The following is a 26,677-nucleotide window of genomic DNA, read 5'->3' on the forward strand; positions in this document are numbered from 1 at the left end:
GCCATGGCGCCGACCCTGACCATCACCCCCGCGGACGCCCTCATCGACGTCCCGCGCCAGATCCGCGTCGAACACGTTGCGCCCGGCGCGACCGTCGAGATCACCGCCCTCACCCGCCGCAACGGCGTGGTCTGGCAAGCCCAGGCCGCCTACACGGCGGGCGAGGACGGCGTGGTCGATCTGACCCGCGAAGCGCCCGTTTCCGGCGACTACACCGGCTTGTCCCCGATGGGGCTGATCTGGGCGCAGTCCCCCGAGGACGGCAAGAGCCGCGAGTACTTCAACCACCCGGTGACCGACGCGTTGGTCACCGACGTGGTGGCCCGCGTGGAAGGCGCCGAGGCGCGCGCCAGCTTCACGCAGCGCCTGGCGTCCGACGGCGTCACGCGCGTCGAAGTCCGCGAGGAAGGCCTGGTCGGCACCCTGTACCTGCCCGCCGGCAGCGCCCCGGGATCGCATCCCGCCGTCATGATCCTGAATGGCTCCGGCGGCGGCATCAACGAACCGCGTGCCGCCCTGTACGCCTCGCGCGGTTACGCGGCCTTTGCGCTGGCGTACTTCAAGGCGCCGGGCCTGTCGGACTACATTTCGAACACCCCGCTCGAATACTTCCAGACCGGCCTGCGCTGGCTGCGCAAGAAGGTCCAGCCCAAGCACGACTTCGTTGCCATCAGCGGCCAGTCGCGCGGCGGCGAACTGGTGCTGCTGTTGGGCGCCACCTTCCCCAAGGAAGTGTCGGCGGTCGTGGCCTATGTGCCCGGCGCCGTCGTGCACAGCGGCCAGAACGCTTGCGACCCCAAGATCGGCCGCGAAGGCCCGACATGGCTGCTGGGCGGCAAGCCCATTCCCCACGTCTGGGAAAACAACCGCACCGCCACCTGGGCCCCGTTCGATGAAGGCCCCGCGCCGCATCGGCATGAGAAAGCCATCCTGACCGCGTTGCAAGACCCCGACGCCGTCGCCCGCGCCCGCATCCGCGTCGAAGACATCGAAGGCCCGGTCATGCTGCTGTCCGGCACCGATGACGGCTCGTGGCCGTCCAGCCTGTATTCGAAGATGGTGCAGGACAAGCTGGCCGACGTGCAGCACCCGTACCCGGTCAAGTGGCTGGACTACGAGAACGGCGGCCACTCGATCCTGTTCCCCTACGTGCCCACCACGCAGCTCGTGTACGCCCACCCGGTATCGGGAAAGATCAGCACCAGCGGCGGCAACCCCAAGGACAACGCCCGCGCCGACCAGGAATCCTGGGAAGGCGTGACGTCGTTCCTGGATGCGGCGGTGAAGGCCAAGGGCGCGGCGGCAGCGCAGCCGGCTTCGACTACGAACGACGCGCGCAACGCCGGCTGAACGAAACTTTAGGAGACCTCATTCATGGCACAACAACCCATCGTCTACGACATCACCAAAGACATCGTCGACCAGCTTGTGGGCCTGACGCCCGGCAGCCAGACCTTTGACGTGCGCCACAAGCGCGACAAGGTCGCCGCCGCCACGCAAGGCAGCTACGACGCTCTGTTTGACCCCGCCCTGCCCGGCCTGTCGCAGACCGACCGTCTGCTGGTCGCCCTGTATGCAACGCGCATCACCCCGTCGCCGCTGCTGGCCGCCCACTACCGCGCCCGCGCGGTGGAAGCTGGCGCCGCGGCAGCGGACATCGCCGTCGCCGAATCGGGCAAACCGGCCGACGCCGCCAACCCGCAACTGGCCGCCGTGCTGGAATACACGCGCAAGCTGATTGAAAAGCCTGTTGAGGGCGACGAGGCCGCGCTGAAGACGCTGCCGGCTGCGGGGGTTTCGACGCCTGCTGTTGTCACCCTGTCGCAGCTCATCGCGTTCCTGTCCTATCAGACGCGTCTGGTGGCTGGCTTGGTGGCGATGAAGGCGGCTGAAGGTCAAAGCGCCGGTTCTGCTGCCGCCGAAGCGACTGCCGTCATCAACCCCGGCAACACCGAACCCGGCGCCGTCATCAAGGCTCACGGCTTCACGAACGAAGTCCTGGAATGGAAGGCCTGGCTCGACGTCGTCAACGTCGACACCGCCACGCCCGAGCAGATCGCCGTCCTGGAAGAAAGCCACCCCAAGGCCAAGGTCTCGGACTACTACCTGTTCCTGGTCCACCAGCCGGAAATCCTGCGCCAACGCTCCACGGCCTTCAACGCCATCATGTACGCCCCGGGCGGCATGTCGCGCGCCGAACGCGAACTGGGCGCCACCGTCGTGTCGCGTGTCAACGGCTGCGTGTACTGCGCATCGGTGCACGCGCAGCGGTTCGAACAACTGGCCAAGCGCAATGACGTGATTGGCCAGGTGTTCGAGGATCCGATCACGGCTGGCACGAACAAGCGTGAACAGGCGATCGGCAAGTTCTCGATCCAGATCACCGAGGCGCAGGCCGACGTGAACGCGGCCAGCATCCAGGCGTTGAAGGACGTCGGGCTGAATGACGGCGAGATCCTGGATCTGCTGCATTCGGACGCGATCTTTGCATGGGCGAACCGGTTGATGCTGAACCTGGGTGAGCCTGTCCTCGTGACGGTCTGATAGCTAGAACAGGTGCTTGATTCCCAAGGTGCCGCTCACCGCGCGCAACCCTGAAGCGCTACCCAAGCCACGTTCCGTGTTCAACTGGACGTTCACGAACGTGGTTGCACCTGCTTGTCGTTCATAGCCCAGCCCAAGGCCCAGGCGCAAGCCCTCCAGCTTATTGTCAAAAGCGATATCGCCCTGCGTCAGCGACTCGTACACGCTGGAGGATTTTCCCAGCGTGTGCCGGTAGCTCAGCTTCAGCCAGCCCTGACTTAGCGTGCCGGTTTGCTCGCCCCAGGTCTTGGACACCCTCAGGCTCACCCGCGAATGCAGTGCATTCGCCGCCGGTAGCGTCACCCGTCCGATGCCATCATCGCCACGGCGAAGCCTGACGTGCTGGTACATCAGTTGCGCCTGGGGCTCGATGCGCAGTCCGCTGGACTCGTCGCCCATTGAGAAGGCCTTGCCCACTTCACCCGACAGCGCGCCGCCCCAACCGGACGTTCGCATCGACACGCCATCCGGACCGCTCGATTCGGTCTTCACGCCGTACCGGCTGAACTGCGTCACGAAATCGGCATAGCCGCCCTTGCCATCCATCAGCGTGTAGTAGGCGCCCAGGCCATACATCGTCTGATCGCTGTGTCCGGCATCGACCGTCGAACGCGTGGATTCCCGATAATGGTCCACTGAATTTCGCGACGTCATCACCGTACCGAACACCCCCACACTGCGACGGCCGACGCCCTTGGTGACCACGAATAGATCCGTTCCGGCCTGCACGCCGCCCAGCGTGGAATGCGAGGCGACCTGGGATTGCAGAATGCCTCGCTCGGCGCCGTCCCGGATTTCAACGCCGCCCAGCGTCCTTGCCCAGACGTACGGATACACCTTTCGGGCCAGCGCTTCCGTGGCGCCCATCCGCTGGTTCAGTGTGCCCACGGACAGTTCCGACTGACGCAAGGCTTGATTGCCCAATTGGGAATAGATGGACACCTCGGGACGAACTTCGCTGAGCAGATACCAGTTGTGGGCCAGTTCCGCCGCGCCGTTCCGCGCGCCGTGCGCGAGGTAATACCGGAATGCCCCGCCACGCAGCTGTTTCCCGCCCGTGAGTTGAAACGCGCCGTCGGTGCTGGCGCCAGCCTCGACCACCAACAATCCGTTTCCGGATAGCGGGTCTCCGTAGCCGCCAGGCGCATTGATGGACAGATTGGTCAGCCCGGTGGCGCCGTTATGCAAGGTCACGTAATCCGAGAGGCCGCCAGTTGTGGCGATGGCGTGCAACTGCACCTCGCCACCCGCGCCCATCAGATGGTTGGCCGTGAATGTCCGTCCGACGGCGTCGTTCTCCCAAACGTCGGGCGAGGCAAAGGCCACGCTACCCGCAAGATGGAGCGCATTGACCGTACTGAAGTTATTAGCGAGCGCAGGGTTCGTGGCATCGGTCGCGACATTCCATCGGCTCGACGCGTCAACCGCCACGTTCGGTCCGGCGATCCAGCCGTCGAGCGTTGCCCCGTTGGCCAGGACCAGATGCGCATCGTCCGCGCCGACGACCCGGGCAAGCGCATGTTCCGCCTGCCCCAACGACGTTCCGTCGATCACCAACGCGCCCAGCTCCACCCGCGTGATGCCGGTATAGGAAAGCGGCCCCGTAAGCGAGGTGGTGCCCGATCCCACCTGCCACAACTCGCCGGTGCCGGAGATGGCGTTGGACATCGTGATGGGGTCTGCACGGTCTATGGCCAGAACGGCGTGATTCTCGATCGCACCCGCTCCCAGCGTCCCCACGTTCTGTCCCGCACCCACCTGCAAGACGCCATCGTCAATGATCGTCGCGCCGAAATAGGCATTGTCGGCAGCAAGAATCAACGTCCCGGCGCCGGTTTTGGTCAGCGTGCCAGGCCCGCTGATGGATCCCTGCAATACCGACTCCGTACCGTCCGCCGATCGAATCGCGCCGTCCTCGCCAAGCAGCATTTCACGCTGTGAGGTGATGCCGGCATCCAGTTGCAGCCCGCCGCCATTGAACGTCAGCGTCACGTCTGCGTCGCCCAGGCTGGCGTCGTCCGAGATCGCAAGCCACCCGCCGGACAGCGTCCACGGCGTCAACGCCTGAGCCGGCGCGCCGGTCAGGGTCCACGTGCCAGCCGATGTCTTCTCGAATGCATTGAAATTCAGGTATTGCGCCTGCGCGCCGGTTCCGATCTTGCTGACATCGAAAGCCAGCGCCGCGCCCCCATCCAGGACCAGCGTGTTCTTGCCGCCAGATTGTGCGGCATCGACAAGGCCGATGATCTGGCTGCCCTCCTGGAGCACCAACGTCGAATTGATGGCGGACGTCGCGTACTTGATGGCGGTGTTCTGGTTGACCGGTGCCTGCGAGATGGTCCCGGAATTGATGATCACGGAATTGGCGCCTGTGACGTAGACGCCGTAACCGCTGGAGCCCCCGGCGCCGCCGGCGCCGCCAGTGTGGCCGCCAGAGTAGTCGCCAATGTAGTGGTTCCACCACCCCGCAGTGCCGTTGCCGCCAGATCCGCCGGCCGCCCCGCCTCCGCCACCATCGCCATTCAACCCCGCGCCGCACCCCTCCTCCCCACATTCAGGCAGTTCCATTATGATCGCCATGCCTCCCCACCCCGGGCCCCCCCCTTCGTATCCCGCGCGACCGGGGTCGCCAGGCGAGTTACTGTCTCCCGTGTACCCTCCCGCTCCTCCCCCTCCCGCCCTGCCGCCGCTGTCGCCTCCCGCGCCGTCGCCGCCGCGGCCGCCGTCATTGACCGCGCTATTGACGGGGCCAAGGCTAAAGGCTGCCGCGCCTCCGCCGCCGCCGCCCCCGCCACCTCCGCCTTTGCCGCCGCTGATGGTCCAGCCCGCATTCCGCAGCACCACGCCCTCACCAGAAATGACGATGGCATGCCCTCCGTCTCCGCCTGCGCCACCTCGTCCGCCCACAGAATCGCCTTGACCGCCTTCACCGCCGCCCCCCCCCCCGCCGCCGCCGCCGGACGCGCCTTCGACGTCATCGTAGGTGGTGTACGAGGAAGTGAGATCCAGCGTCACGCCGCCGTCCCCGCCGTCACCGCCATGTCCGCCGTTTGGCGCGCCGCCCGCACCGCCAGCCCCCGCTTCTCCGACGATCACGCCCACGGCGGCCGGGTGGTGCGACACGCCAACGGATAGCAGCGACAACCCCCAACACAGCTTGAGTGCCACCTGCCGCGCCTTGCGCTTTCGCGTCAGCGCCAGATCCGCATGTCGCAATGCGACGGGGACATCGGTTTGCATCATGATTTCATCCTGGGTAGCGGATCCGCACACAATCCAAGGCAATCCGGCCTGACGCGGACGTACCGCGCCAAGGGGCTCGACCGTAAGGTGCATTCAAGGCATGAGCGTGCGTTGACGGATCCAATTGATCACGTTGCGCGACGATGATTACGGACCCGGCCGCAAATCGATCAACCCCGTGTCTCGTCGGCAGAACTGATTGTCAGCAGCCACCTCGGTTTCACGACAGAGCACAATTACTCCGGGTCGCACGGCTTTCGTGCAGGCTCAATATCCGACAGGAATTCGGACGAATCTCGCCAGCGACAGCCGATATCGGACTTTCAGCAGTCGGTGTTTGCAGTCGGTGACTGACACACGGGTAGAGGGTTAAACTGTCGCTTCCCGCTCCAATACGCGCCCCGCTCCAGCGGGGCGCTTTGCCTTACCCATGTCAGAAAAAACCCACGACATCCGCCCCGGCCAGTCCATTGAACTGCTCAAGGCCCTGCACATCCTGACCCGCGACGGCAAGATGAACCAGGACAGCCGTCGCAAGCTCAAGCAGGTCTACCACCTGTTCCAGTTCATCGAGCCGCTGCTCAAGGATGTTCAGGAACAACGCGGCGCCGTCACCCTCGCCGACCACGGCGCGGGCAAGTCGTATCTGGGATTCATCCTGTATGACCTGTTCTTCAAGGAGCAGCCCGAGGCGCTGAAGAACGGTTCGCATATCTACGGCATCGAAACGCGGGAAGAACTGGTGAAGTCGTCAGAGGAACTGGCCAGGCGGCTGGGCTTTGGCGGAATGTCGTTCCTGAATCTGTCGGTGGCAGAGTCCATTACCTCGGACAAGCTGCCCCCATCGATCGACGTGGTCACTGCCCTGCACGCCTGCAATACCGCCACCGACGACGCGATTCATTTCGCGTTGGAAAAAAAGGCCAAATACATTGTGGTCGTGCCGTGCTGCCAGGCGGAAGTGGCATCGGTGCTGCGGAAAAACAAGGCAAAGGCGCTGGCCGATCCGCTGGCGGAAATCTGGCGGCATCCGCTGCACACGCGGGAGTTTGGTAGCCAAATTACGAATGTGCTGCGGTGCCTGCAGCTTGAGGCGCACGGCTATCAGGTCAGCGTGACCGAACTGGTCGGCTGGGAGCATTCGATGAAGAATGAGCTGATCATCGCGCAATATAAAAGCCTGCCGACGCGCAAGCCCGCGGAACGATTGACCGAGATGTTGGACCGGATCGGGCTGCAGGAATTGAAGGATCGGTTTTTCTTGCCGCAACCTGCGTAACACGTACAAAGGCAGCCAGGCGCAATGAACTTCTCTTCGGCGAAAGCCGAGCTGGCAGCGTTTGCAGCACAGCTCGGCGTTGCCGTGGATGCCGAAACTTAGGCGACCCGTGCGCTGGAGTCAGAAGCGGCCAGGGACAAACCCACGCTGTCGCGATCTGAGTGCGCCACCATCAATTCGTTCAATTGATCCTGAATCATGCCCATCGCTATGGGCGGGAACACAAGGCACCACATGTTGAACCGACTCTTGGACTGATAGGTTGAGCCAGCACGTTGCGCCCACGCGTCTCGCAAAACGCTGTCCAGCGACAGCAGCAGGAGGGGCGCGGACATTGGCACCAATAGAAAAAACAGCACGGCGGCACGTGGCGTGAACAGCTTCGCAGAGGGATGAACATACGCCACCTCGCCATGAATCCGATAGATCCAGTAGGTTGAGGCGATCAAGCCAACGATAAATGAGACGCTCAGGATAGCCAGGGCTGCCCAGAAGCCATACCAGATCACGGGTAGCATCAACAAAATCTGCAGCGGCGCAAAAAAACTAATTACCATCCCGCCACCAACACTCAGCCAAAGCAGCCTGGTACGCGAGGTCACCTTGTCGCCGCTCCTCGGTGCGGGCATGAGGGGCCTGTGCCGCATCACCGGGGGGTCATCAAATCCTCGACGGACCGTGGCCAGCAACAGTAGCGCCCCTCCTAATGCGATTGCACTAATGAATATCCAGCCACCGAGGGACTCTTTTGGAAACGCAACAATGAACCAGGAGGGGTCTAAATCATGATAAAAAAACTGCGAAATGCTTAACACAACCAATGCAACGCCAAGTGCAAAGCGGTCAGCCACTGCATTAGCCAACATGAGCGTTATCGCCATGGTGAAAGCGGATACCACGAGTGCCCCCAGAAAGGCGCATATCGAGTACATCAGGCCATCCAACATGAAATAGGCCAGCCGATCTAACATCAACCAGGCTGCTAGATACCCTGCCAAGCCGATGGCAGCGAGCACGGCCATACGTTGTATCGTCTTGGCGCGTACCACCAGCATTCCGAGCACGGTGCCAAAAAGGCTACCTGCCACTTTCCCATACACCAAAATTTCGGGGATAAACCCGCGGGGGCGGAGCAAAAGGATTGGAGGCGTCGAGCGTACAAATACGGAGAACGCGAGCACCGAGAGAGCCCAGATTGCGATTAGCGCCCAAAATCGATATGTACTGGCAAGGTCCGCGAACGTCCAGCGAGCGGTAGCAGATTCTGATTGCATATAGTCCATGGGGAACAAGAACGTAAGATGCTGTACGTGCAGCAGCATCACGTATTCATGCGAGATCGCATGGGTGGGAAGGAACCACGTATGAAACCACTCACCCAACGACACGGGAATAAGCGTCCTTCGAAAGCGTCTCAGAAAGTTGGCTCCCCTTTCAGACCGCCTCACGTTCGTGCGAGCGCGTATGATGCAGCAATGAATTTTTCCCACTACATTGATAGGCTCCGTGCAGTTTTCGACGCACACGGGCACACGCTAAACCTCAAGCCAGGTGCGGCAGAATCAAAGCTGGAAGCGGTGCAGGCGGAACTTGGCTTCGCCATCCCAGCGGACGTCAGGCAGGCTTGGCTACGGGCCAATGGGGCCGAGCGCGATGTGCCGGTATTCATGCGGCCGGGCTATCTGACGGCCTATGACTTTCTGACGTTGGAAGCGGCAATGACCAAACGGGCGCGCATGGCGGATCGCGCGCCGCGATATGCAGCATACGATGAGCCGTCGCCAAGAGATGAGCGCATCCGGGACGGATGGTTTCACCACGGCTGGCTCCCCTTCGCCAGCTTTGGCGGCGCAACGCTGCTGTTGCTGGTCGACCATTCGCCGAGCGAGGCTGGCACGCCGGGACAGATCATCGCATTCACCCATGACCCAGACCAGATCACCTGGGTCGCGCCGAGCTTCGCGGCGCTGCTGACGGGGTCAATCGCCGAGATCGAGGCCGATCCGCAGGAGTTTCTCGGGGAGTACTAGGACGGCGAATCAATGAGCCCCGACGACGCCGAGTGCGCGAAATGCTGATGATCCTTATCTTCCCCCTGGTATTCGTCGGCCTACTAGCGATCTGGCTGGCGTGTGTCGTGAAGGGACGCTCGGTAAAAGCAGCGCCGTCTGCGCTCACCGCTACCCTCGTGGCACTGATAGTTTGCTATGCCATGGGACTGCTACTGATATCAATTGACCCTTGGTTTGACGACAACGGGGTACCGGAATTCATTTCCTGGAAATACCGTTGGGCATGGGCGGCGTCGATTGCAGGCTGGCTCACAGTTGTTGTTCTGCCTGCGGTCCTCGGGCTTCGAGCATTCTTCCTTTCACGCGCTCGGCGTAGGGCAATGCACCAGTAAGCAGCGATGAAGACGCGCGGTTTTGGGCTCCGCTAACGGAACGACGCCGTTTGCCGTCATTTACGTTGTTTGACATGCGGCAGATGGCAGGCTTTCCCGGCCAGCGTGAATCCTTGCCAGTTCATTCACCTGGTCCTGCACGATGCCCATTGCAATCGGCGGGAACAGGACACACCACATGTTGAACCGTTTCGAGGATCGACGGCTGGAGGAACCGCACTGGGACCAGGCGTCTCGCAAAGCACTGCCCAGTGACCACAGGAGGAGCGGTGTAGACAGCGGCGCCAGCAGAAAAAACAGCACGGCAGCACGCGGCGTGAACAGTTTCGACGACGGGTGGACGAAAGCCAACTCGCCAGAAATCCGATAGAACCAATGAACTGAAGCGACCAAGCCCACAACGAATGCGGCGGCCAGGCCAATAAGGACGAAGAAGAGCACCGGCACGCGGGGAGCGACGTAAAAAATCTGTAGCGGCCAAATGCTACCCAAGACGATTCCGACACCCATGACCGACCAAAGCAAAGCTGCGATCCAGCTTACGTTTTCACCGCGACGAGGTACGGGCTTGAGCGGACGGCACCGCGCTTTCGGGGGAGCATCAAATCCAGTTCGAACTGTAATCAGCAGGACCAGTGCGATCCCCATTGCGATTGCGCTAACCAGCATCCCATAGCCGGCGGAAGTTAGTTTGTAGATGAATTTGGCCTGACTCAGGCCCGCATAATAATGAATCATTTCACAAACCGACACCACGACAAAGGCGCCTCCAAATGCATAGCGATCGACCGCTACGCTGGCAACCGTGAGCATAAGAGCAACCAGGAAAGTCGATCTCACCATGCTCCCAATAAACTTCATAAGAGAAAGCGTCAGAGCTTCCAGAAGGTTGTTGACCGGCGCATCCACGATCAGCCACACAGCCAGAAAGCCGGCCATGCATATCGCGGACAGCAGGATCATGCGCGGTATCGTCCTGGTGCTCGCGATCAGCATGCCGAGCAGGAAGCCGGAAATGGAACCGGCTTGTGCCAACTGTTCCGCTGCTTCGGACGAGAAGAGCATTGCGTGAGGGAAAGGACGGAACCAAGGCGTCGTGTCCATGAATACGTCGAACGCAAACGCCGTAAGCATCCACACGCCGATTAACGCCCAAAAGCGATATGAGCTGGCGAGGTCCGCGAACGTCCAGCGAACGGAAACAGATTCTGATTGCATGAATGGCACAGGGTTGTCGTAAGAAGATGCCCGTATGAAACCACCGAGCCAGACACTGCGAAAATAAGGCGTCTTCGAAAATGCTGGACGCCGTCTTTAGATTGGGTTGTCGGCAACGCTTGCTATGTGAATTGTGGTGAAGATTCGGATTCAGACTCCGCTTGGCCTTCCGCCAATTCATTTATCTGCTCCTGCACCATCCCCATGGCTACTGGGGGAAAGACGATGCACCACGCGTTAAACCATCCCGTGAACCGGCGGCGTGAGGAAGGCCGCTGCTTCTGGACCTCACGAAGAACGCCGCCGAGCGTAAGCAAAAGGATTGAAGTTCCCCACGGCACCAGCAGAAACAACAGCAAGGCGGCCCGAGGTGTGAACAGGTTCGAGGATCGGTGGAAATACGCCACCTCGCCATGGATGCGGTAGACCCAATAACTGCAGGCTACCAAACCACATACAAACACGACCGTTACCGCCGTGCTCCAGTAAGACATGACATTCACGTACTTAGGCACCACCGCGCCTAACAAAGTCATCGCCCCGAGGGCCACCCACGGCGATGCGGCGACCACGGTCACCGTTGCGCCTTCACGCGATACTGGTTTGAGCGGCCGGTGCCGCTCCGACGGCGCCTCATCGAACGACCTGCCCCGCACTGATGCCAGCAATAGCAGTGCGAACCCCATCGCGGCTATCCCAACAAGTGCCCAATCGCCATCAGATTGAAATCGGAGGAAGGTGGACGAAGCTGCATAGTAAATTGCGGAGCTGCTCACCAATTCGCATGTGCTCCACACCGCGAACGCGCCCGCAAACGCGTGTCGGTCGGACGCGGCACCTGCCAAATTGAACGCTATCGCAAAGGCGAATGCCGTTCGAATGACGTGTCCAAAAAAGATCAAGAACAAGCCCCGCCCGGCGCCGAGATCGGGCAGGGCAAACCATGCAAGGACATAGCAGGCAGCTCCTGCGGCAACGATCGCAGCCAGCCCTTCTGTACGCTTGGCACGAGCTAGCAAAATGCCTAGCAGGATTCCAAAACCGTTTCCGCCGATCGAGAAGTACATGGTCAGTTCCCGCGGGGAGGATTCCGCATCTCGGAACGACGGCAGCCACACCAACGCGTAGTTAAATACCATCACCCCAAACGCCGATGCAAGAAACGCGCCGATCAGCGCCCAAAATAGATATGTGCTGGCAAGATTCGCGAGCGTCCAGCGCGCGGAAGCAGTTTCTGCTTGCATGAATACCACCGGATCAATGATTGAGAAGATGCAAAAAAAATGGCCGTGACTTTCGCCACGGCCCTAGGTAACGGCTAACTGCGTCACCCTACCTATGCCCCAACTTTCAACGCCATTTAGCCGTCGCTGCTTTATCCAGATAACTGGCCGCAGACCAACGTGAAATCTGAGGCTGCCGTCCTACAACGAACCAGCTCGTTGGGAACGGAAAATGGATTCATCAGCGTTTCCACCTGCAGCACATCGAATGCTGCAGGCGTATGAAACCACCGCACCAATGATTACGGAAATAAGACTACTTCGAATTTTTTTTGGAAAATTGGCTGACTGGCCGTGATGAACGATCGGCTTGAGGTGATAACACGCCGAACGTCATTCAGAATGAGAGCATTTGGAAATTCTGCCCGGCAGCGCCCATGCCGCGCGCTGCGCAGTATCGCAACGCGAGGCGCCTCAGTCTCCCGAACTCCGGCGCAGTCGATCAGTCGACTCTTTATTTAACCGCTTCGCTTCGTCTTCCGCGTAATCTTCCTCGCCCGACTCGTACTGCCCTTCGTAATTGCAGCTGCTGCGGAGCAGTCCGCACTCGCCGACGACCGAGCAGCCCGAACTCAGCGCGGCAAGAAACAACACAACACCGAACCGGCCTAACGTTTGAATCGACATATCGCTCCTTGGAAATGGGTCTGGCATTCATCAGGCATCTAGGATGCCATTGCGCATGGGCGAAGATGTGTCCGCCGGCCCGCCGCGGCGTTTCGAATTGTCTCCGGCTGTAGGCCGACGATTGCCCAACCCTGCGCAGTCAAAGGTGCCGATGGCTGCAGCCCATGACTTGCCCCGTCAGTTCTCCAATCAAGCCCGCGAGCCCTTCGGCGCTCTCGCGATCCAGACCTTCGCATTGCACCATCCGGAATCCCATCGCAAAGGTGTAATGCCAATCGAGCTCAAGGATGCGGTAACTGCGTCCGCTTTGCTCGCAATGCCATTGGGCGGCCGGGTTCTCGTAGGCTTGGCCGATGTAGTCGATGTGCGACTCGGCGGGCATCGGCGTGGCGGGTTCGTTCGATCCCGGCATGCTCGGGGCGGAAAGGTTTTCGCCGACCATGACGCAGGGATTTGGCCCGTCAAAGGCCAGCAACATGATGGGGAAGTGTCTGGGATCGGCGTCGTAGTGTTCTCGAACGATGTCGCTCAGGTAGGGTCTGGCCGCCGGGCCGAGGCAGTAATGGACGCTGTGCCATGACGCGTCGTGTGTGTAGAAGCCGTCGTCATGGGTGACGCGGTAGGGAATGGTGTCGCCCTGTGCTGGCAAGACGTAACCCCCTTCCAGCAGCTGCGCTTCCAACGCGGGCCAATCGGGCGGCGGCAGATGGAAGTCACGGGGGAAGATGAATTGGTGGTGTTCAGACATGAGCGGGAAATCCGAAAGCCGTGAGGGTTTGGCGATGTCAGTTAATGACGAGCGCGTGCTGAAACGGTGATGCCGGAGTATTACAGAAATAGGTGTCGGACCAAACCCGCCTGTATTCAGCCACCCTGCAAAAGGAGGACAATAATCGCCGGAACGAACGGAGCGAATCCATGCGCGCTTTCGTACAGAAGCCAAAGGCGGCAGCTCTCAACGTGCCGGCCGCAAGCCGCGAACGCGACGCGGCGGGTAAGCGTGCGGAGTCGCGCACGCCGCTGGATGAGTCTGCGCGCGATACGAAATTTCGGCATTCGCGCCCGGTTCATGCGATCAACGCGATATCCGTGCATCCCCCCGGCACTCTGCTTGCGATCAGCCATCCCGGCGACGCGTCAGAGCAGGAAGCGCATCGCATGTCTGAACACGTGATGCGCATGCCGCAGTCACGGGACGATCCGGCGCACGGCGTCGTGCGGTCCGCGTTGGAACCAACACCGGTTCGACCGCTTCCGCTTCTGCAGCCCGCCGACCCGCGCAACGCGGCGTCGCTCGATGAAGCCTCTGACGTGCGCAACGTGCTATCTGCCCAGGGCCATCCCCTCGACGCCCACACCCGCGCCTTCATGGAATCTCGTTTCCAGCGGGACTTCAGCCACGTCAAGCTGCACTCCGATGCGCTGGCGATCGCTTCTGCAGATGCCGTCAAAGCCCGCGCGTATACGGTGGGCCATCACATCGTGCTGAACGCGGGCCAATATGCGCCAGGCACGACCGCAGGCCGCGCGCTGCTGGCGCATGAGCTGGTGCACGTGATTCAGCAATCGTCGATTAGCACGCACGGCGCCCGTCTTCTCCAGCGCGACGCAAGCGGTCCCACCTATGGCAATCTGCCCCGGGATCTGCCGGCGCCGGGATCGTCGGGCGATGTCGTCCGGCTCAGAAACGTCAACGGCACATGGAAGGAGGTCGGCCCGAAGTACGTCCGCACCGCGCGCGGCAACTATGACTTTGTTGTGAAGGACGGCGAAATTTTCGCCGTCAAGTCTAAGAGGACGGTCGGCGGCGGATATGGTCACACCGAAGCCGCGCGCGGCGAGCGCGTCAACTGGGCGGGCCAAGTGGATTTCGAGAGCGGCAAGGTCAAGACCTGGAACGACGGTACGGGTCACTATCGATCCTTATCGAGCATGCGCGACCCCGCCGTGCGGGCCGGGTTACCCGACGAAAAGTTTGTCCAGCATCCGGATAACGTCGGACGCCCGCGGCCAAGAGGATCCCTGCCTCAGCTCCCCGTCGAACAACCCGCCACCAAGCCGCGCGTTCCCGGTGAACAGCCCAAGGTCCCGGCCGGCCCACCCCGGATGGAGGAGTTTGAGCAACGCTTCGGCAAAAAGGCCGCGACGGCCCCGGCCACCACCACCGCCGCCCTGGCCGAGGAAGCCGGTTCGGTGCTGAAAGTCCAAGGCCGCGCGGCCTCGGCGCTTAGCAAGATTGGCAGCGCCGCCGGTTGGGTCGCTGACTTCCTCATGCCCGGCCCGCAGGACGCGATCATGCTGATGGTGCAGTTTGCGATGACCTACGCCGAGGCGCAGGAAGCGGCGCGCGCGCAAGGCATGCGCACGGGCTTCGGTCACGGCCTCGCTGCCGGATTGCTGCGCTTGAGCCGCGGCTGGGTACGCGACAACCTCGCGCCGAAGGTCATCAGCCGCAGCGTCGCGAGCGAGGTGGCCGCCACGACGGGTTATCGCGAGAAAGGCGTGGTGCAAGGCCTGGTGGCGGGCATTTCGTTTGCCGAGCGGCTCAACGCCGACCAGCGCAAGGCTCTTCTGAAGGAAGCCACGCGCGCCATGCGGGCCAAGGGCGACGACGTGACCCTGCGCGCACGCTGGGAACGCGGCTACACCGCCTACGACATCATCGATCTGTCCGTCGCGCTGGCGCCGCGCATCGATGAAATTCTGGAGGAAGCGCGCAAGAACGAGGAGCTGCGCCAGGCGGCCGAAGCCCAAGAAAACTTCAAGAAGTACGGCCCGCTGATGGCGCTTGCGCCGTTGTTCGAGCAATAGGGGATGTGGCATAGTCGCTTTGCCACATCCGCCCAGCCTTGCCCATGCGCAAACAGCCAGATCCCTTTGCTCCTCCCCGAAAGCAGCACGCCCCGCGATCCAATTCGCTCTTATGGGTTCTTGAACCGCTCGAGCGTGACGCAAACTACACGCATCGCAAGATGTTCGGCGCCGACGCCGCGTATCTGGACGGCTTGCTGTATCTGATCGTCGCCGATCGGGACGACCCGTGGAACGGGGTGATGGTCTGCACATCGCAGGAACGCCACGCGGCGCTGCTGGCGGACATTCCCGATCTCTTGCCGCATCCGGTGCTGGGCAAGTGGCTGTATCTGCCGCAGTCGAACGAATCTTTCGAATCGACCGCGGCGATGCTGGCGGCGCTGGCCGTGGCGCGTGATCCGCGCCTGGGGGTAGCGCCCAAGCCGAAGGCGCGGCGCAGCAAGGCGCGCACCATCGGCCAATAAAAGGCCAGGCCGCCAGGACGTCAGTCCCCCACCCGCACCACCAGCTTCCCGAAGTTCTTTCCTTCAAGCAGACCGATCAGCGCTTCGGGGGCTTTCTCCAGGCCGTCGACGACATCCTCGCGCCAGCGCAGCTTGCCCTCGCGAATCCACTGCCCGGCCACGCGCAGGAACTCGTCTTCCTGCTCCTTCGGGAAGTCGAACACGATGAACCCTTGCATCGTGATGCGGCGGGAAAGGATCTCGCGCATCGTGGCGGGCAGACGGTCGGGGCCGCGGCGGTCGGACGGGCCGTCGTTGTAGTTGGCGATCAGTCCGCACACCGGCACGCGGGCAAAGTCGTTCAGCAGGGGCAAGACGGCGTCCCACACATGACCGCTGACGTTCTCAAAGTAGACGTCGATGCCGTCGGGGCAGGCCTCGGCCAGCTTTTGCGCGAAGTCCGGCGCGTGGTGGTCCACGACCACGTCAAAGCCCAGTTCTTCCTTCACAAAGGCGCATTTCTCCGGACCACCCGCGATGCCCACGACACGCGCGCCCTTGATCCGCGCAATCTGCCCGACAACCGAACCCACGGCGCCGCTCGCAGCCGCGACGACGACGGTTTCGCCCGGCTTGGGTTTACCGATGTTCAGCAGCCCGACATAGGCCGTGAGGCCGGGCATGCCCAGCACGCCGAGCGCGGTCGAGGGCGGCGCGTTCGCCGGATCGAGCCGGCGCAGGCCAGTACCGTCGGAGAGCGCGTAGCGTTGCCAGCCGGCAGACGACAGCACGATGTCGCCTTCGCGCCAGTCGGGATGACGCGACGTATGAATGCGGGCAACGGTGCCGCCCACCATCACGTCGCCGATCTCCATGGGGGTGGCGTAGGACTTTTCGTCGCTGACGCGCCAGCGCATGTAGGGATCCAGCGACAGCGTCTGGACTTCCAGCAGCACCTGGCCGTCGGCCGGTGCGGGAATGGCCGCGCGCTCGACGCGGAAATCGCTGGCTTTGGGGCGGCCGACGGGCCGGGAGGCGAGGACGACGCGCAGATTTTGAGGTTGAGTCATGGTGGATAGCTCCTTGAGTTGAGTCGGACATTTCGCGACTAGGGTCATCCTAGGCACGCGGCAGGGTTACAGCTAGACTGATATCTCGTAAACCAGATTTCAGGTATTGATAATGTCAGCCGATTTCGACCCCGCCCTGCTCCGCACCTTTGTCGCCGTCTGCCGTTACGGCAGCCTGAGCCGCGCCGCGGACCAAGCCGGCCGCGCGCAGTCCGCGCTCAGCACGCAGATCCGCCGGCTGGAGGAAATGGTGGGCAAGCGGCTGCTGCATCGCACCGGCCGCGGCATGGCGCCCACCACCGAGGGCGAGGTGCTGCTCAGTTACGCCAACCGCATCCTCGCGCTGGGCGAGGCCGCTGCGGCGCGGCTGCGCGAGCGCGCTGTGGCGGGCAGCGTGCGCATCGGGCTGTCCGAAGACGTGGCGGTGGCCGCGTTGCCGGCGGCGCTGGGCCGGCTGCGGCGTTCATGTCCCAATCTGCATCTGGACGTTGTCATCGACGACGGCGAGCGGCTTGCCGCGCGCTGGCAGGACGGCACGCTGGACGTGGCGGTGGGCGCCTGCGTGGGCTTTGTCGATGAACCCATCGAGTCGTGGACCGTGGATCTGCATTGGGCGTGCGGCATCGACGAAACCCTGGACCCGGACCAGCCGCTGGACGTGATCGTGTATGCGGAGCCGTGTTCGTGGCGCCGGCTGGCGTTCGATGCGTTGACGGCGTCGGGGCGCGATTTCCGGGTTTCGCTGACCAGTCACAACGTCGGCGCCACGATCGCGGCCGTCGAGAACGGCCTGGGCGTGGCCTTGCTGACGACCGAGTGCCTGCGGCCCGACACCATGCGCGTGATTGCCATCGGCGACGAAGGCGCGCTGCCGCTGAGCGCGCAATTTGGCCTGTACGCGGCGCATCGTCTGAACGAAAGCGGCCAGGCCGCCGTGTCGCTGCTGCGCGAAAGCCTGCACGGATGGTCCGCGCAGGCCATGCCCCGGGAGGCGGCGCTGATCCCTGCCTGACGCGTAACGGGCGGATCGCGCCAGATTTGTTACCCCTGCCTCGCCCCTCCCGGTGCCACACTGTTCCCATTCCCCCCGCCCGAACATGGGCGCGGGAATTGAAGACACCAGGAGGATCACCCCATGACCACGCCCCCCGCATCCGCCGGCAACGGCGCCCATGCCGCCATGCAGACGCCCCCGGTCGTATCCGCTGAAGACTGGGAAGCCGCCCGCCAACAACTGCTCGTCAAGGAAAAGGCCCACACCCGCGCCCGAGACGCGCTCGCCGCCGAGCGCCGCCGCATGCCCTGGACGGCGGTGGATAAGGAATACGTCTTTGAGGGCCCGTCTGGCACGGTCACGCTGCGCGACCTGTTCGACGGCCGCCGCCAGCTCATCGTCTACCGCGCGTTTCACGAGCCGGGCGTGTTCGGCTGGCCGGATCACGCGTGCCGAGGCTGCTCGATGGTGGCGGACCAGGTCGCGCATCTGGCACACCTGAACGCCCGCGACACGACGCTGGTCTTCGTGTCCCGCGCGCCGCAGGCGGACATTGAACGGCTGAAGGCGCGCATGGGCTGGACGATGCCGTGGTTCACGCTGACCGACGCTTTCGACGCGGACTTCGGCGTGGACGAATGGCACGGCACCAACGTGTTCTTTCGCGACGGCGACCGCATCTATCGCACGTATTTTCTGAACAACCGTGGCGACGAGCAGATGGGCGGCACGTGGAACTACCTGGACATCACGCCGCTGGGGCGGCAGGAGACCTGGGAAGATTCGCCAAAGGGCTATCCGCAAACACCGCCGTACAAATGGTGGAACTGGCACGACAGCTACGTGCAGGACGCCCCGCCTGATCAGAAGTGGGTCGAGGTATCCGACGCGGGCGAGAAGGCGTTCCGGAATCACTGCGACCCGAAGTAGGAAGGCATCGCGGCAAGGTGCGTGCTGTAGCGCGTGTTTTTACGCGTGCGCTAGCGCCTGTATAAAATTGGCGCTCGCAAATTCTGCAGCGCGCGTCATGAAAACAGACCAAGGCCCCCACACACGCCGTCAACGTTTCTCCAGTCAGCCGGCATGAGCAGTGAACTGGCTGACTGGAAGCGCGCCCTCCTGCCTTGCCGAATTCCCGCGATTGCCGCGCTGGTGCTTGCCGGCATCGCCATCTACTGCTTCAACGCGGCAAAAGACATTCGCCTGCCTTACGACCCCGCGAAGCTGAACACGATCAGTCTGCGGGTGGACAAGGTGGCAAGCTGCGACACCAAGGCGAAGATTCGCGGGCGGTGGGAGTCTTACGGCGCGCTCTGCGTGTATTCGGGCAACTACCCCTACATGGTGTTCAAGTTTTTTGAAGCGACCTACAAGGTCCCGTACACCGAGGGCGAGCGCGTGGAATTCACGGTGGTGGAAAACGACGCGCAGCTGACCGACAGCACGATTGCGCTTCAGTACAACATGGCCATTCCCGTCCGGGTCTATGGCGTGCGCAAGGACGGCGAAACGCTGGTCGATGCCAAGCTGGTGCACGACGCGAACTACGCGCGCAAAATGAAGTTCAACATGAACGGCTGGATCGCCTTGATTCTGGCGGCCGGCGCGGCGGTCATCACGTTCAAGCGCGCCCGGAAGATCCTGAACGAGGGAATGTGGTGAATCTCAGGCGCGCTGGCTGGCCTCGTTGAACACGCGGGACCAAGCGTGCAGCAACGTAAGCGCGTCGTCGTCGGACACATACTGCGGCGCGGCGCGCGCCATTGCGGCAAACAGCAGCGCGTCGCAAGCCGCTTGCCACGTCGGCTTCAACACCTGCTCGGTTTCGCCGTCTTCCTCGATCAAGGTGAACGCGTTGCCGCCGTCCAGTTGCTCGGCGCGCTGCCGCAATTGGCTGTGAATCAGCAGAAAGCCGGAATGAACTGGCGACCGAGCCTTGTCACCGCGTCGCGTGGCGGCCAACGCGCCGCGCCAATCGCCCTCGTCATCCGCAGCCGGCTCGCCGTCTTCTTGCGACCAGCGCATCCACGCTCGGCTGTAGGCCATCCAGGCATTGTCCGGCAGGTTGTCGGCCAGGGCCTGCGCGTCCGTTCGTGACAGCGTGCTGATCTGCGTAATGATCTCCAGCACCGCCTCACCCTTCGGACCAAACAGGGCTGACAACGGCAACGCTTCCAGCAATTCGATGGCACTGGCGCGCCAATAACCCGGCTGCGCCACCAGATCGGACATATCGCCCTGCTTCTCGACGCGCACGCGCCAGAGCTTTCCGGGCCAACGGCTGCCGATGACGATGGAGTCAAGCGATTGGTCCACCACGATCCACGGTGGTACTGGCTTGACCAGCGCCACGCGGTCTGCAGTTCTCATCAGCTTGAATGCGGGATCGGGCAGGTCGAACCAGTACCCGACTGGCATCGCCTGCCGCACCGCGGCCAGGCCGCCTTCCGTCACGTCGCCGCCGCAATGCCGGCATACGCGCGCCTCGCGCAGAATGCGCTCGCCGCAATGCAGGCATTCGATATGCGAGGAAAGGAGCGGCTGGCTGGCGAGCGGCGACCGGTTGGGAATGCGCTTGAGGAAAATGCCCGCGACCGGCGCACTGATCAGCCCGGCAAGCAACGCCCACCCGATGCCATTGCGCCCGCGATTTTTGGCCATGAAGCCGACCACGATCGCGAGTGCGATCCAGAGAAAGATGATGAGAAGCATGGCGCGATGTTAAACCGGGGGCATTCGGCATTTTTCACCTCCTACGATCTACACCCATCGCCTCCCCGCACGAGCCGGGGTAATCTCCCGCCAGGAGATGCTTTGATGTACATCGTTGGTCACCCACAAAAAGGAAGCGCAAATGCTTGATATCACTTCAAAATTCCGCAGGACTGCCGTCGCCGCCGTCACGTTGGGCATGGCGGGTTTTCTTTTTGCGGGCTGCACCACGACGGACTCGCGCGCCACGGCCAGCGCCGCCGAAAAGCGCCAGGAACTGGATGCCGCCACGGCGGCCACGCTATCCAAGCTGTATGAGTCCTCGCCGCAATCCCGGCAACTGGTGGAACGCGCCCGCGGCGTGCTGGTGTTTCCGGCAGTGCTGAGCGCCAGCTTCATCGTGGGCGCCCAGCATGGGACGGGCGTACTGCAGGTCAGCGGTCAGGACAAGGGCTACTACAGCGTCACGGGCGGATCCATCGGCTTGCAGGCGGGCGCGCAGTCCAAGGCGATGGTGCTGCTTTTCATGACGGACGACGCGCTGGCCAAGTTCCGCGCCAGCAGCGGCTGGACCATCGGCGCCGACGCCACCGTCGCCGTCGCCAATGTGGGCGTCAACGGCAGCATCGATTCCAATACCGCGCAGCAACCCATTGTGGGCTTCGTGATGAATAACGGTGGCCTGATGGCGGGCGTGTCGGTGGATGGCAGCAAGATCTCGCCGCTGCTGCTGTAGCCATAGCCGCCATGCCGGCGCGGGCGGTCCGCGCCGGCATCAATCTTTACAAGGAGATCACGCGTGATTACCGAAGAGGACAAGAAGCACCTGGCACGTTGCGTCGAGCTGGCCCGTCAGGCGCTGGATGCCGGCGACCAGCCGTTTGGATCGGTGCTGGTGTCGGGCGACGGGCGGGTGCTGTTTGAAGACCATAACCATATCTCCAGCGGCGACCGCACGCGGCATCCGGAATTCGAGATTGCCCGTTGGGCCGCCAACAACGTGCCGGAAGCGGAGCGCGCCGCCTGCACGGTGTATACGTCCGGCGAGCACTGTTCAATGTGTGCCGCGGCGCACGGCTGGGTAGGACTTGGCCGGATCGTCTACGCCGTGTCGTCAGCCCAGTACGGTGAATGGATGCGCGGATGGGGCGTGCCGCCCTCGGCCGTGCGGCCCCTGCCCATCTCCGAAGTGGTCAACGGCATCGAGGCCGAAGGGCCCGTGCCGGAGTTCGTCGAACAGGTGCGCGCGCTTCATGAAGAGAACGTGCGCCGCAGGGCTTGACCGTCATCGGCTGGCCGCGCAGTGAAGCATTCTGTTTTCCGCCTAACGAATGGATACAGCTACGCTAAACCCCGCAATTATTTGCGCGCACGGGCGTGATAAGTTGGCGCCCGTGCCGTAATCGGGGTCAGGGTCGACGACCGGTCCCATCAAGACGAAAGACGGCGCATCCCTCTTCTCTCTTGATACAGACCATGCACACTCACGTTGCCCGCGCCTCGGGAATCAAACGCAAGTCCGGAAATCTGCTTCTCGCGCTGGGACTGGCATTTGCCTCTGCCCCCGCCTTCGCGCAACAGGATCCTGGCGCAGCCATCCTCCCCCCGCGCGCCAACTCGGGCAACCAGGCGCCGGCCCCGCAGCAGGCGCCGGCCCAGCAGGCCCCCGCCCAGCAAGCGCCGGTGCAACGGGCACCCGTGCAACAGGCTCCTGCTCAGCAAGCGCCCGCTCAGCAAACCGGCGGCGCCCTGGCGCCGGTGCAGAAGACCCAGATCAACGACCAGGTCGCCTACGAACGGCTCTTGAACAACAGCGGCGTCACGCTGCAATGGCTGTGGTCGGCCAAGCGCGGCAAGATGAACGCCATCGACGACAACGATGTGGTTCGCCTGGAAGGCACGCAAGCCAACCATGAAGGCACCTTGAAGGTCAAAGGCGAGGTCGTCTCAATTGGCCGCGACAGCTTCGTGCTGCGCGGGACCATCCTGATCCTGGACGCGCCGGACAAGGGCCGCCGCTGCGAGCGCACCGGCGACTACGAGTTCAAGGCGACCGGCAAGCGGAAATACTGGCGGCTGCAGCAGATGGAAGCGTGCGGCGGCCTGACCGATTACGTCGACATCTACTACTGACCTTTCAGCAGCGACCCGCCCCCATGCCCCCCACCGCAATCAAATGGCTCGTCAGCATCGTCTTCGGATTGCTGATCGGTAGCGCCAGCTTTGGCATCACCAATCCGCTGCTGCTGGCGGTGTTCGGCCTGTTTCCGGACGGGGGGGCAGCGTCCGAGCCGCTGGATCCCGGGTCGCTGGACCGCGTCACGCTGATAAGCGTGATTCTGTATGGCGTGGTCGCGGTGATTGCCGCCGTGGCGCTGGCGCGGATTGCCAACCTGCGCCGTCTGTTCGGCTGGGGCTGCGCGACGCTGGGCGTGATGTTGCTGCTGACAGCGGCGATTGCCATGCTGCAGATCGATCCCGCGATGCACACCGGTGGCGGCGCGGGCGCGCGGGATGCCAATACGGCGCTGTTCTTTACCCTGCTGATTTTTGGCTTGCCATATATCGGCGGCGGTCTGGTGCTGACGATCGGCGGCGCGGTGCTGATTCGGAAGAATCGAGACAAACCGGCCGCCTGAACGCGCCGGTTTCGGCTTAAACCACCGGCAGCTTCAACACCTGCTCCGTCGTCAGCACATCCCCGAACGTGTCGTCGATGCTGGCCAGCGCGGCGCGATGCAGGCTGTTGTGGTTCACCACGCTGCCATCGGCCCGATCCAGATCGCGGGTCGCGCAGGCGTCCTCGGCCACGATGACGTCATAGCCCAGGGGCACGGCGTCGCGCGCAGCGCCCGCGACGCAGGCATGCGTCATCAAACCCGTGATCACCAGCGTCTTGACGCCCGCATCCTTGAGCTGCTTGTCCAGGTCCGTGGACGGAAAGGCGCTGACCGTCGATTTGCGCACGATCTTGTGATTCGGCGCGGGCTTCACATCGACATGGAATTCGCCCGTCGGACTTTGGTCCGCGAATACCGGGCTGCCCGCCGGCGTGACGTGCTGGATGTGAAATACGGGAATCTGCGCTTCGTCGGCATGCGCGATCAGACGCTGGGCGTTATCCAGGGCGGCCTTGCCGTCCGGAATCGGCAGCTTTCCATTGAAGTACTCATTCTGGAAGTCGATCACCAGCAAGGCAGTGCTGGCGGCTTTCAGAGAGGCCGGGGCGGTTGCGCCGGCAAGCGTGCGGATGGTGGGATGGCTCATGGTGGTCCTCGGCAAGAAGGAAATCGGGCGGCCCGCTGATGGCGGGCCCGGGTTGGGCATGCAGCGCCCAGGACCTCAGTGTCCCGCCAGAAGGCATGCCGCGATAGTGGCCCGATGGACAACAGTTGCTAGAATCGGGCCAACCTGCCCGCTCTCGTCAGGCCCAAAAATCTGGCCCAAAAGATGCATACCGTCGCCATCATCGCCTTCGAAGACATCAGTCCTTTTCACCTGTCCGTCCCCTGCATGGTGTTCGGGGATGACCTTGCCAGGCTGGGCGTGCCGCGCTACCGGCTGATGATTTGCGGCGAACGCGCCGGCATGGTCATGACGATGTCCGGATTCCGCATCGAGGTCGAACACGATCTGCGCGCGCTGGAGCAGGCGGACACGATCATCATGCCGGCTTGGCGCGACCCGGACGAATCGGCCCCGCCCGCGTTGCTGAACGCCCTGCGGACAGCGCACGCACGAGGGGCTCGCATCGCCGGACTGTGCCTCGGCACGTTCGTGCTCGCGCAAGCCGGCCTGCTGGACGGGCGCACTGCCGCCACCCACTGGGCATGGAGCGACGACTTCGTGCGCCAGCATCCCGGTGTCACGCTGGACCGCAAATCGCTGTACATCGATGACGGCGACATCCTGACGTCAGCGGGCACCGCCGCCGCGATCGATTGCTGTCTGCATCTGCTGCGCTGCGATCATGGGGCGGAGATCGCAAACCGCGTCGCACGCCGCATGGTCGTGGCGCCCCATCGGGATGGCGGGCAAGCCCAGTACATCGAACAACCCCTGCCCGGCGGGCAGGATTCGGACAGGCTTGGCGCGACGCTGGATTGGGCGCTGGAGAACCTGCGCGAGCCGTTGACGCTGGATCTGCTGGCCAGCAAGGCCGGCATGAGCCGCCGGAATTTCACGCGGCGCTTCAAGGCCAAGACCGGTGCGACCGTGTCGCAATGGGTGCTGAACCATCGGCTGGCCTCGGCCCAGCGGCTGCTTGAAACCACCGGCAAGACCGTGGACCTGATCGCCGAAGCGGTGGGATTCGGCTCGCCAGCGTCTTTCCGTCAGAACTTCGCCAATGCCTTTGCGATCTCGCCGTCGGGCTACAGGCGACAGTTCAGCGCGGTTTTGAAGCCCGCCATGGCGGCCGCTTAACGCGCCGCACCCGTCCGCAGTTCCTTAACGCCACGCCCCAGCTTGCGCGATCGCGTTGTACGAACGGCTTGGATTCCGGTTGCGGCAGCAATTTCACATGACGATGGCTGGACTGGTTGCGGCAGACAAGGACCCTTGCATGAACCGTCTTGCCTGCCGCCGCATTGCAGTTTGAAACGTTTAGCCGCGTTTAGTCAAAATGCCCCCTGGAAAGACCCCAGTACAATCCCCGCGCTCTCTCCTATTTCTTTCCCGGCAGTCCCATCCCCATGTCCAACCTCATCGTCCACGGCGGCACGCCTTTGCGCGGCCGCGTCGTCCCCTCGGCCAACAAGAACGCGGTGCTGCCGATCCTGTGCGCCACGCTGCTGACCGATCAGCCGCTGACACTGCATGGGGTGCCGGACATTACCGATGTGCGCAAGATCCTGGACATTTTCCGCACGCTGGGCAGCGACGTCCGCCTGGACGATGCGACGCGTACGCTGTCGCTGCATCACAAGAACACGGTCTTTGACGCGGACAATCACCGGCTGCCCGAGGAGATGCGTTCGTCGATCATGCTGGTGCCGCCGCTGCTGGCGCGCTTTGGCGTGGCGCGGCTCGAGGACAACGTCAAGGGATGCACGCTGGGGGTGCGCGAGATCGATCCGCACGTGGACATCTTCCGCTCGTTCGGCGGCCAGGTGGAACGCGCAAGCGGATCGCTGCTGGTGCGCGCGAGCGGTCCGCTCAACCCCACCCACCATTGGCTGGACTATGCGTCCGTGACCACGACCGAGAACTTCGTATTGTGCGCCGCTGCGGCGCAAGGCGAGTCGTCGTTGACCAACGCGGCATCCGAGCCGCACGTGCAGGAATTCTGCCGGTTCATGGCGATGATGGGCGCCGAGATCGATGGCATCGGCACTTCGCGGCTGGTGGTGCGCGGCGGCAAGCGTCTGGGCGGCGGCGAGTTCACGTTTGAAGAAGATTTCCACGAGATCACGACGTTCCTTGCGCTGGGCGCGATCACCGGCGGCGACGTGGTGGTGCGTAACCGCACGCCGGGCAATTTTCCGCTGATCGACCGCACGTTCGCCAAGTTCGGCGTGCGGATCGAGCACAAGGACGGCTGGTCGCGCGCGCTGCGCGACGGCCCGTTGAAGGTGCAGACACCGTTCACCAGCAACGTGCTGACCAAGGTCGAAGCGGCGCCCTGGCCGTACTTTCCGGTGGACCTGCTGCCGATCTTCATTGCGCTGGGCGTGTGTGCCGAGGGCAACGCGATGTTCTGGAACAAGGTCTACGACGGCGCATTGGGCTGGACGGGCGAGCTGTCCAAGTTCGGCGCGCACGTGTTCTCGTCGGACCCGCATCGCGTGGTGACGTTTGGGGGCAATCCGCTGACGCCGGGCGTGGTGGAAAGCCCCTACATCATCCGCGTGGCGATCGCGCTGTTCATGGTGGCCAGCAGCATCAAGGGCCGCTCCGAGATCCGCAACGCCACACCGATCCGCCGTGCCCACCCGCACTTTGTCGAGAACCTGCGCAGTTTGGGCGTGCAGGTCGAGTGGGCGAACGACGAGTAAAGCGAAAACGA

General features: G+C 63.1%; 24 protein-coding genes. 15 read left to right on the forward strand and 9 right to left on the reverse strand.

Annotated elements, in window-relative coordinates:
* The first annotated feature begins 3 nt into the window (after window positions 1-3).
* Both CLM73_RS16325 and CLM73_RS16330 read left to right on the forward strand, forming a co-directional pair.
* Entirely contained in the window at window positions 4-1,350 is a 1,347-nt protein-coding gene (locus tag CLM73_RS16325) for an acyl-CoA thioesterase/bile acid-CoA:amino acid N-acyltransferase family protein (protein WP_105239322.1), read from the forward strand.
* Between the two features lie 24 nt (window positions 1,351-1,374).
* Window positions 1,375-2,544, forward strand: a complete 1,170-nt coding sequence (locus CLM73_RS16330) for a CMD domain protein (protein ID WP_105239323.1) — start codon at window positions 1,375-1,377, stop codon at window positions 2,542-2,544.
* 3 nt (window positions 2,545-2,547) lie between these two features.
* Here CLM73_RS16330 and CLM73_RS16335 read toward each other — a convergent pair whose 3' ends face one another.
* Window positions 2,548-5,826, reverse strand: coding sequence for an autotransporter outer membrane beta-barrel domain-containing protein (locus CLM73_RS16335; RefSeq protein ID WP_158685874.1), 3,279 nt, complete (start codon window positions 5,824-5,826; stop codon window positions 2,548-2,550).
* A gap of 430 nt (window positions 5,827-6,256) precedes the next feature.
* Between CLM73_RS16335 and CLM73_RS16340 the strand changes: the two genes are divergently transcribed.
* Entirely contained in the window at window positions 6,257-7,105 is an 849-nt protein-coding gene (locus tag CLM73_RS16340; protein WP_105239325.1) for a class I SAM-dependent methyltransferase, read from the forward strand.
* Between the two features lie 98 nt (window positions 7,106-7,203).
* Here CLM73_RS16340 and CLM73_RS16345 read toward each other — a convergent pair whose 3' ends face one another.
* Window positions 7,204-8,427, reverse strand: a complete 1,224-nt coding sequence (locus CLM73_RS16345) for a hypothetical protein (RefSeq protein ID WP_158685875.1) — start codon at window positions 8,425-8,427, stop codon at window positions 7,204-7,206.
* Window positions 8,428-8,580: 153 nt separating this feature from the next.
* Between CLM73_RS16345 and CLM73_RS16350 the strand changes: the two genes are divergently transcribed.
* Window positions 8,581-9,135: an SMI1/KNR4 family protein gene (locus CLM73_RS16350; RefSeq protein WP_158685876.1), complete on the forward strand. Its 555-nt coding sequence runs from the start codon at window positions 8,581-8,583 to the stop codon at window positions 9,133-9,135.
* Between the two features lie 434 nt (window positions 9,136-9,569).
* Here the strand turns inward: CLM73_RS16350 and CLM73_RS16360 are convergent, their stop codons facing one another.
* The 4 genes from CLM73_RS16360 to CLM73_RS16375 form a co-directional block, all read right to left on the reverse strand.
* Entirely contained in the window at window positions 9,570-10,727 is a 1,158-nt protein-coding gene (locus CLM73_RS16360) for a hypothetical protein (protein WP_158685877.1), read from the reverse strand.
* 122 nt (window positions 10,728-10,849) lie between these two features.
* Window positions 10,850-11,971 (reverse strand): hypothetical protein, encoded by a 1,122-nt coding sequence (locus tag CLM73_RS16365; RefSeq protein ID WP_105239330.1) that lies wholly within the window; start codon window positions 11,969-11,971, stop codon window positions 10,850-10,852.
* Window positions 11,972-12,424: 453 nt separating this feature from the next.
* A complete protein-coding gene (locus tag CLM73_RS16370; protein ID WP_105239331.1) occupies window positions 12,425-12,637 on the reverse strand; it encodes a hypothetical protein in 213 nt (70 codons plus the stop codon).
* Between the two features lie 139 nt (window positions 12,638-12,776).
* A complete protein-coding gene (locus CLM73_RS16375; RefSeq protein ID WP_105239332.1) occupies window positions 12,777-13,385 on the reverse strand; it encodes a hypothetical protein in 609 nt (202 codons plus the stop codon).
* A gap of 170 nt (window positions 13,386-13,555) precedes the next feature.
* On the opposite strand from CLM73_RS16375, the gene CLM73_RS16380 reads away from it, so the two are divergent.
* Window positions 13,556-15,448 (forward strand): DUF4157 domain-containing protein, encoded by a 1,893-nt coding sequence (locus CLM73_RS16380; protein ID WP_158685878.1) that lies wholly within the window; start codon window positions 13,556-13,558, stop codon window positions 15,446-15,448.
* A 44-nt stretch (window positions 15,449-15,492) separates the two neighbouring features.
* Window positions 15,493-15,915 (forward strand): hypothetical protein, encoded by a 423-nt coding sequence (locus CLM73_RS16385; RefSeq protein WP_105239334.1) that lies wholly within the window; start codon window positions 15,493-15,495, stop codon window positions 15,913-15,915.
* 20 nt (window positions 15,916-15,935) lie between these two features.
* On the opposite strand, the gene CLM73_RS16390 is transcribed toward CLM73_RS16385, so the two are convergent.
* Window positions 15,936-16,964 carry an NADP-dependent oxidoreductase gene (locus CLM73_RS16390; RefSeq protein ID WP_105239335.1) on the reverse strand — a complete coding sequence of 343 codons (1,029 nt, stop codon included), beginning with the start codon at window positions 16,962-16,964 and terminating at the stop codon, window positions 15,936-15,938.
* Between the two features lie 112 nt (window positions 16,965-17,076).
* Here CLM73_RS16390 and CLM73_RS16395 point away from each other — a divergent pair, with 112 nt between their 5' ends.
* From CLM73_RS16395 to CLM73_RS16405, 3 genes are all read left to right on the forward strand, one after another.
* A complete protein-coding gene (locus CLM73_RS16395; RefSeq protein WP_105239336.1) occupies window positions 17,077-17,976 on the forward strand; it encodes a LysR family transcriptional regulator in 900 nt (299 codons plus the stop codon).
* Between the two features lie 168 nt (window positions 17,977-18,144).
* The gene (locus CLM73_RS16400; RefSeq protein ID WP_199778341.1) at window positions 18,145-18,888 is read left to right on the forward strand and encodes a DUF899 domain-containing protein; all 744 of its coding nucleotides are present in this window, start codon (window positions 18,145-18,147) and stop codon (window positions 18,886-18,888) included.
* Window positions 18,889-19,041: 153 nt separating this feature from the next.
* Complete coding sequence (locus tag CLM73_RS16405; protein WP_105239338.1) at window positions 19,042-19,620, forward strand: hypothetical protein; 579 nt, start codon at window positions 19,042-19,044, stop codon at window positions 19,618-19,620.
* A 3-nt stretch (window positions 19,621-19,623) separates the two neighbouring features.
* Here CLM73_RS16405 and CLM73_RS16410 read toward each other — a convergent pair whose 3' ends face one another.
* Window positions 19,624-20,670, reverse strand: coding sequence for a hypothetical protein (locus CLM73_RS16410; RefSeq protein WP_234015653.1), 1,047 nt, complete (start codon window positions 20,668-20,670; stop codon window positions 19,624-19,626).
* Window positions 20,671-20,812: 142 nt separating this feature from the next.
* On the opposite strand from CLM73_RS16410, the gene CLM73_RS16415 reads away from it, so the two are divergent.
* From CLM73_RS16415 to CLM73_RS16430, 4 genes are all read left to right on the forward strand, one after another.
* Entirely contained in the window at window positions 20,813-21,406 is a 594-nt protein-coding gene (locus tag CLM73_RS16415; protein ID WP_105241571.1) for a YSC84-related protein, read from the forward strand.
* A 63-nt stretch (window positions 21,407-21,469) separates the two neighbouring features.
* Window positions 21,470-21,952, forward strand: a complete 483-nt coding sequence (locus CLM73_RS16420) for a nucleoside deaminase (RefSeq protein ID WP_105239339.1) — start codon at window positions 21,470-21,472, stop codon at window positions 21,950-21,952.
* Between the two features lie 194 nt (window positions 21,953-22,146).
* Window positions 22,147-22,803 carry a hypothetical protein gene (locus tag CLM73_RS16425; RefSeq protein ID WP_105239340.1) on the forward strand — a complete coding sequence of 219 codons (657 nt, stop codon included), beginning with the start codon at window positions 22,147-22,149 and terminating at the stop codon, window positions 22,801-22,803.
* Between the two features lie 23 nt (window positions 22,804-22,826).
* Window positions 22,827-23,309: a hypothetical protein gene (locus CLM73_RS16430; protein ID WP_105239341.1), complete on the forward strand. Its 483-nt coding sequence runs from the start codon at window positions 22,827-22,829 to the stop codon at window positions 23,307-23,309.
* Window positions 23,310-23,325: 16 nt separating this feature from the next.
* Here the strand turns inward: CLM73_RS16430 and CLM73_RS16435 are convergent, their stop codons facing one another.
* Window positions 23,326-23,937 (reverse strand): cysteine hydrolase family protein, encoded by a 612-nt coding sequence (locus CLM73_RS16435; RefSeq protein ID WP_105239342.1) that lies wholly within the window; start codon window positions 23,935-23,937, stop codon window positions 23,326-23,328.
* Between the two features lie 183 nt (window positions 23,938-24,120).
* On the opposite strand from CLM73_RS16435, the gene CLM73_RS16440 reads away from it, so the two are divergent.
* Window positions 24,121-25,095, forward strand: a complete 975-nt coding sequence (locus CLM73_RS16440) for a GlxA family transcriptional regulator (protein ID WP_105239343.1) — start codon at window positions 24,121-24,123, stop codon at window positions 25,093-25,095.
* Window positions 25,096-25,364: 269 nt separating this feature from the next.
* Entirely contained in the window at window positions 25,365-26,666 is a 1,302-nt protein-coding gene (locus tag CLM73_RS16445; RefSeq protein WP_105239344.1) for a UDP-N-acetylglucosamine 1-carboxyvinyltransferase, read from the forward strand.
* The last annotated feature ends 11 nt before the right edge of the window (window positions 26,667-26,677 follow it).

The sequence above is a fragment of the Achromobacter spanius genome (assembly GCF_002966795.1).
Taxonomy (GTDB): domain Bacteria; phylum Pseudomonadota; class Gammaproteobacteria; order Burkholderiales; family Burkholderiaceae_B; genus Achromobacter; species Achromobacter spanius_D.

Bases quoted from the DNA above. Each gene is read 5' to 3' on its own strand.
- CLM73_RS16325 (WP_105239322.1), top strand. From the start codon at position 4: ATGGCGCCGACCCTGACCATCACCCCCGCGGACGCCCTCATCGACGTC.
- CLM73_RS16330 (WP_105239323.1), top strand. From the start codon at position 1,375: ATGGCACAACAACCCATCGTCTACGACATCACCAAAGACATCGTCGAC.
- CLM73_RS16335 (WP_158685874.1), bottom strand. From the start codon at position 5,826: ATGATGCAAACCGATGTCCCCGTCGCATTGCGACATGCGGATCTGGCG.
- CLM73_RS16340 (WP_105239325.1), top strand. From the start codon at position 6,257: ATGTCAGAAAAAACCCACGACATCCGCCCCGGCCAGTCCATTGAACTG.
- CLM73_RS16345 (WP_158685875.1), bottom strand. From the start codon at position 8,427: ATGCTGCTGCACGTACAGCATCTTACGTTCTTGTTCCCCATGGACTAT.
- CLM73_RS16350 (WP_158685876.1), top strand. From the start codon at position 8,581: ATGAATTTTTCCCACTACATTGATAGGCTCCGTGCAGTTTTCGACGCA.
- CLM73_RS16360 (WP_158685877.1), bottom strand. From the start codon at position 10,727: ATGCAATCAGAATCTGTTTCCGTTCGCTGGACGTTCGCGGACCTCGCC.
- CLM73_RS16365 (WP_105239330.1), bottom strand. From the start codon at position 11,971: ATGCAAGCAGAAACTGCTTCCGCGCGCTGGACGCTCGCGAATCTTGCC.
- CLM73_RS16370 (WP_105239331.1), bottom strand. From the start codon at position 12,637: ATGTCGATTCAAACGTTAGGCCGGTTCGGTGTTGTGTTGTTTCTTGCC.
- CLM73_RS16375 (WP_105239332.1), bottom strand. From the start codon at position 13,385: ATGTCTGAACACCACCAATTCATCTTCCCCCGTGACTTCCATCTGCCG.
- CLM73_RS16380 (WP_158685878.1), top strand. From the start codon at position 13,556: ATGCGCGCTTTCGTACAGAAGCCAAAGGCGGCAGCTCTCAACGTGCCG.
- CLM73_RS16385 (WP_105239334.1), top strand. From the start codon at position 15,493: ATGCGCAAACAGCCAGATCCCTTTGCTCCTCCCCGAAAGCAGCACGCC.
- CLM73_RS16390 (WP_105239335.1), bottom strand. From the start codon at position 16,964: ATGACTCAACCTCAAAATCTGCGCGTCGTCCTCGCCTCCCGGCCCGTC.
- CLM73_RS16395 (WP_105239336.1), top strand. From the start codon at position 17,077: ATGTCAGCCGATTTCGACCCCGCCCTGCTCCGCACCTTTGTCGCCGTC.
- CLM73_RS16400 (WP_199778341.1), top strand. From the start codon at position 18,145: ATGCAGACGCCCCCGGTCGTATCCGCTGAAGACTGGGAAGCCGCCCGC.
- CLM73_RS16405 (WP_105239338.1), top strand. From the start codon at position 19,042: ATGAGCAGTGAACTGGCTGACTGGAAGCGCGCCCTCCTGCCTTGCCGA.
- CLM73_RS16410 (WP_234015653.1), bottom strand. From the start codon at position 20,670: ATGCTTCTCATCATCTTTCTCTGGATCGCACTCGCGATCGTGGTCGGC.
- CLM73_RS16415 (WP_105241571.1), top strand. From the start codon at position 20,813: ATGCTTGATATCACTTCAAAATTCCGCAGGACTGCCGTCGCCGCCGTC.
- CLM73_RS16425 (WP_105239340.1), top strand. From the start codon at position 22,147: ATGCACACTCACGTTGCCCGCGCCTCGGGAATCAAACGCAAGTCCGGA.
- CLM73_RS16430 (WP_105239341.1), top strand. From the start codon at position 22,827: ATGCCCCCCACCGCAATCAAATGGCTCGTCAGCATCGTCTTCGGATTG.
- CLM73_RS16435 (WP_105239342.1), bottom strand. From the start codon at position 23,937: ATGAGCCATCCCACCATCCGCACGCTTGCCGGCGCAACCGCCCCGGCC.
- CLM73_RS16440 (WP_105239343.1), top strand. From the start codon at position 24,121: ATGCATACCGTCGCCATCATCGCCTTCGAAGACATCAGTCCTTTTCAC.
- CLM73_RS16445 (WP_105239344.1), top strand. From the start codon at position 25,365: ATGTCCAACCTCATCGTCCACGGCGGCACGCCTTTGCGCGGCCGCGTC.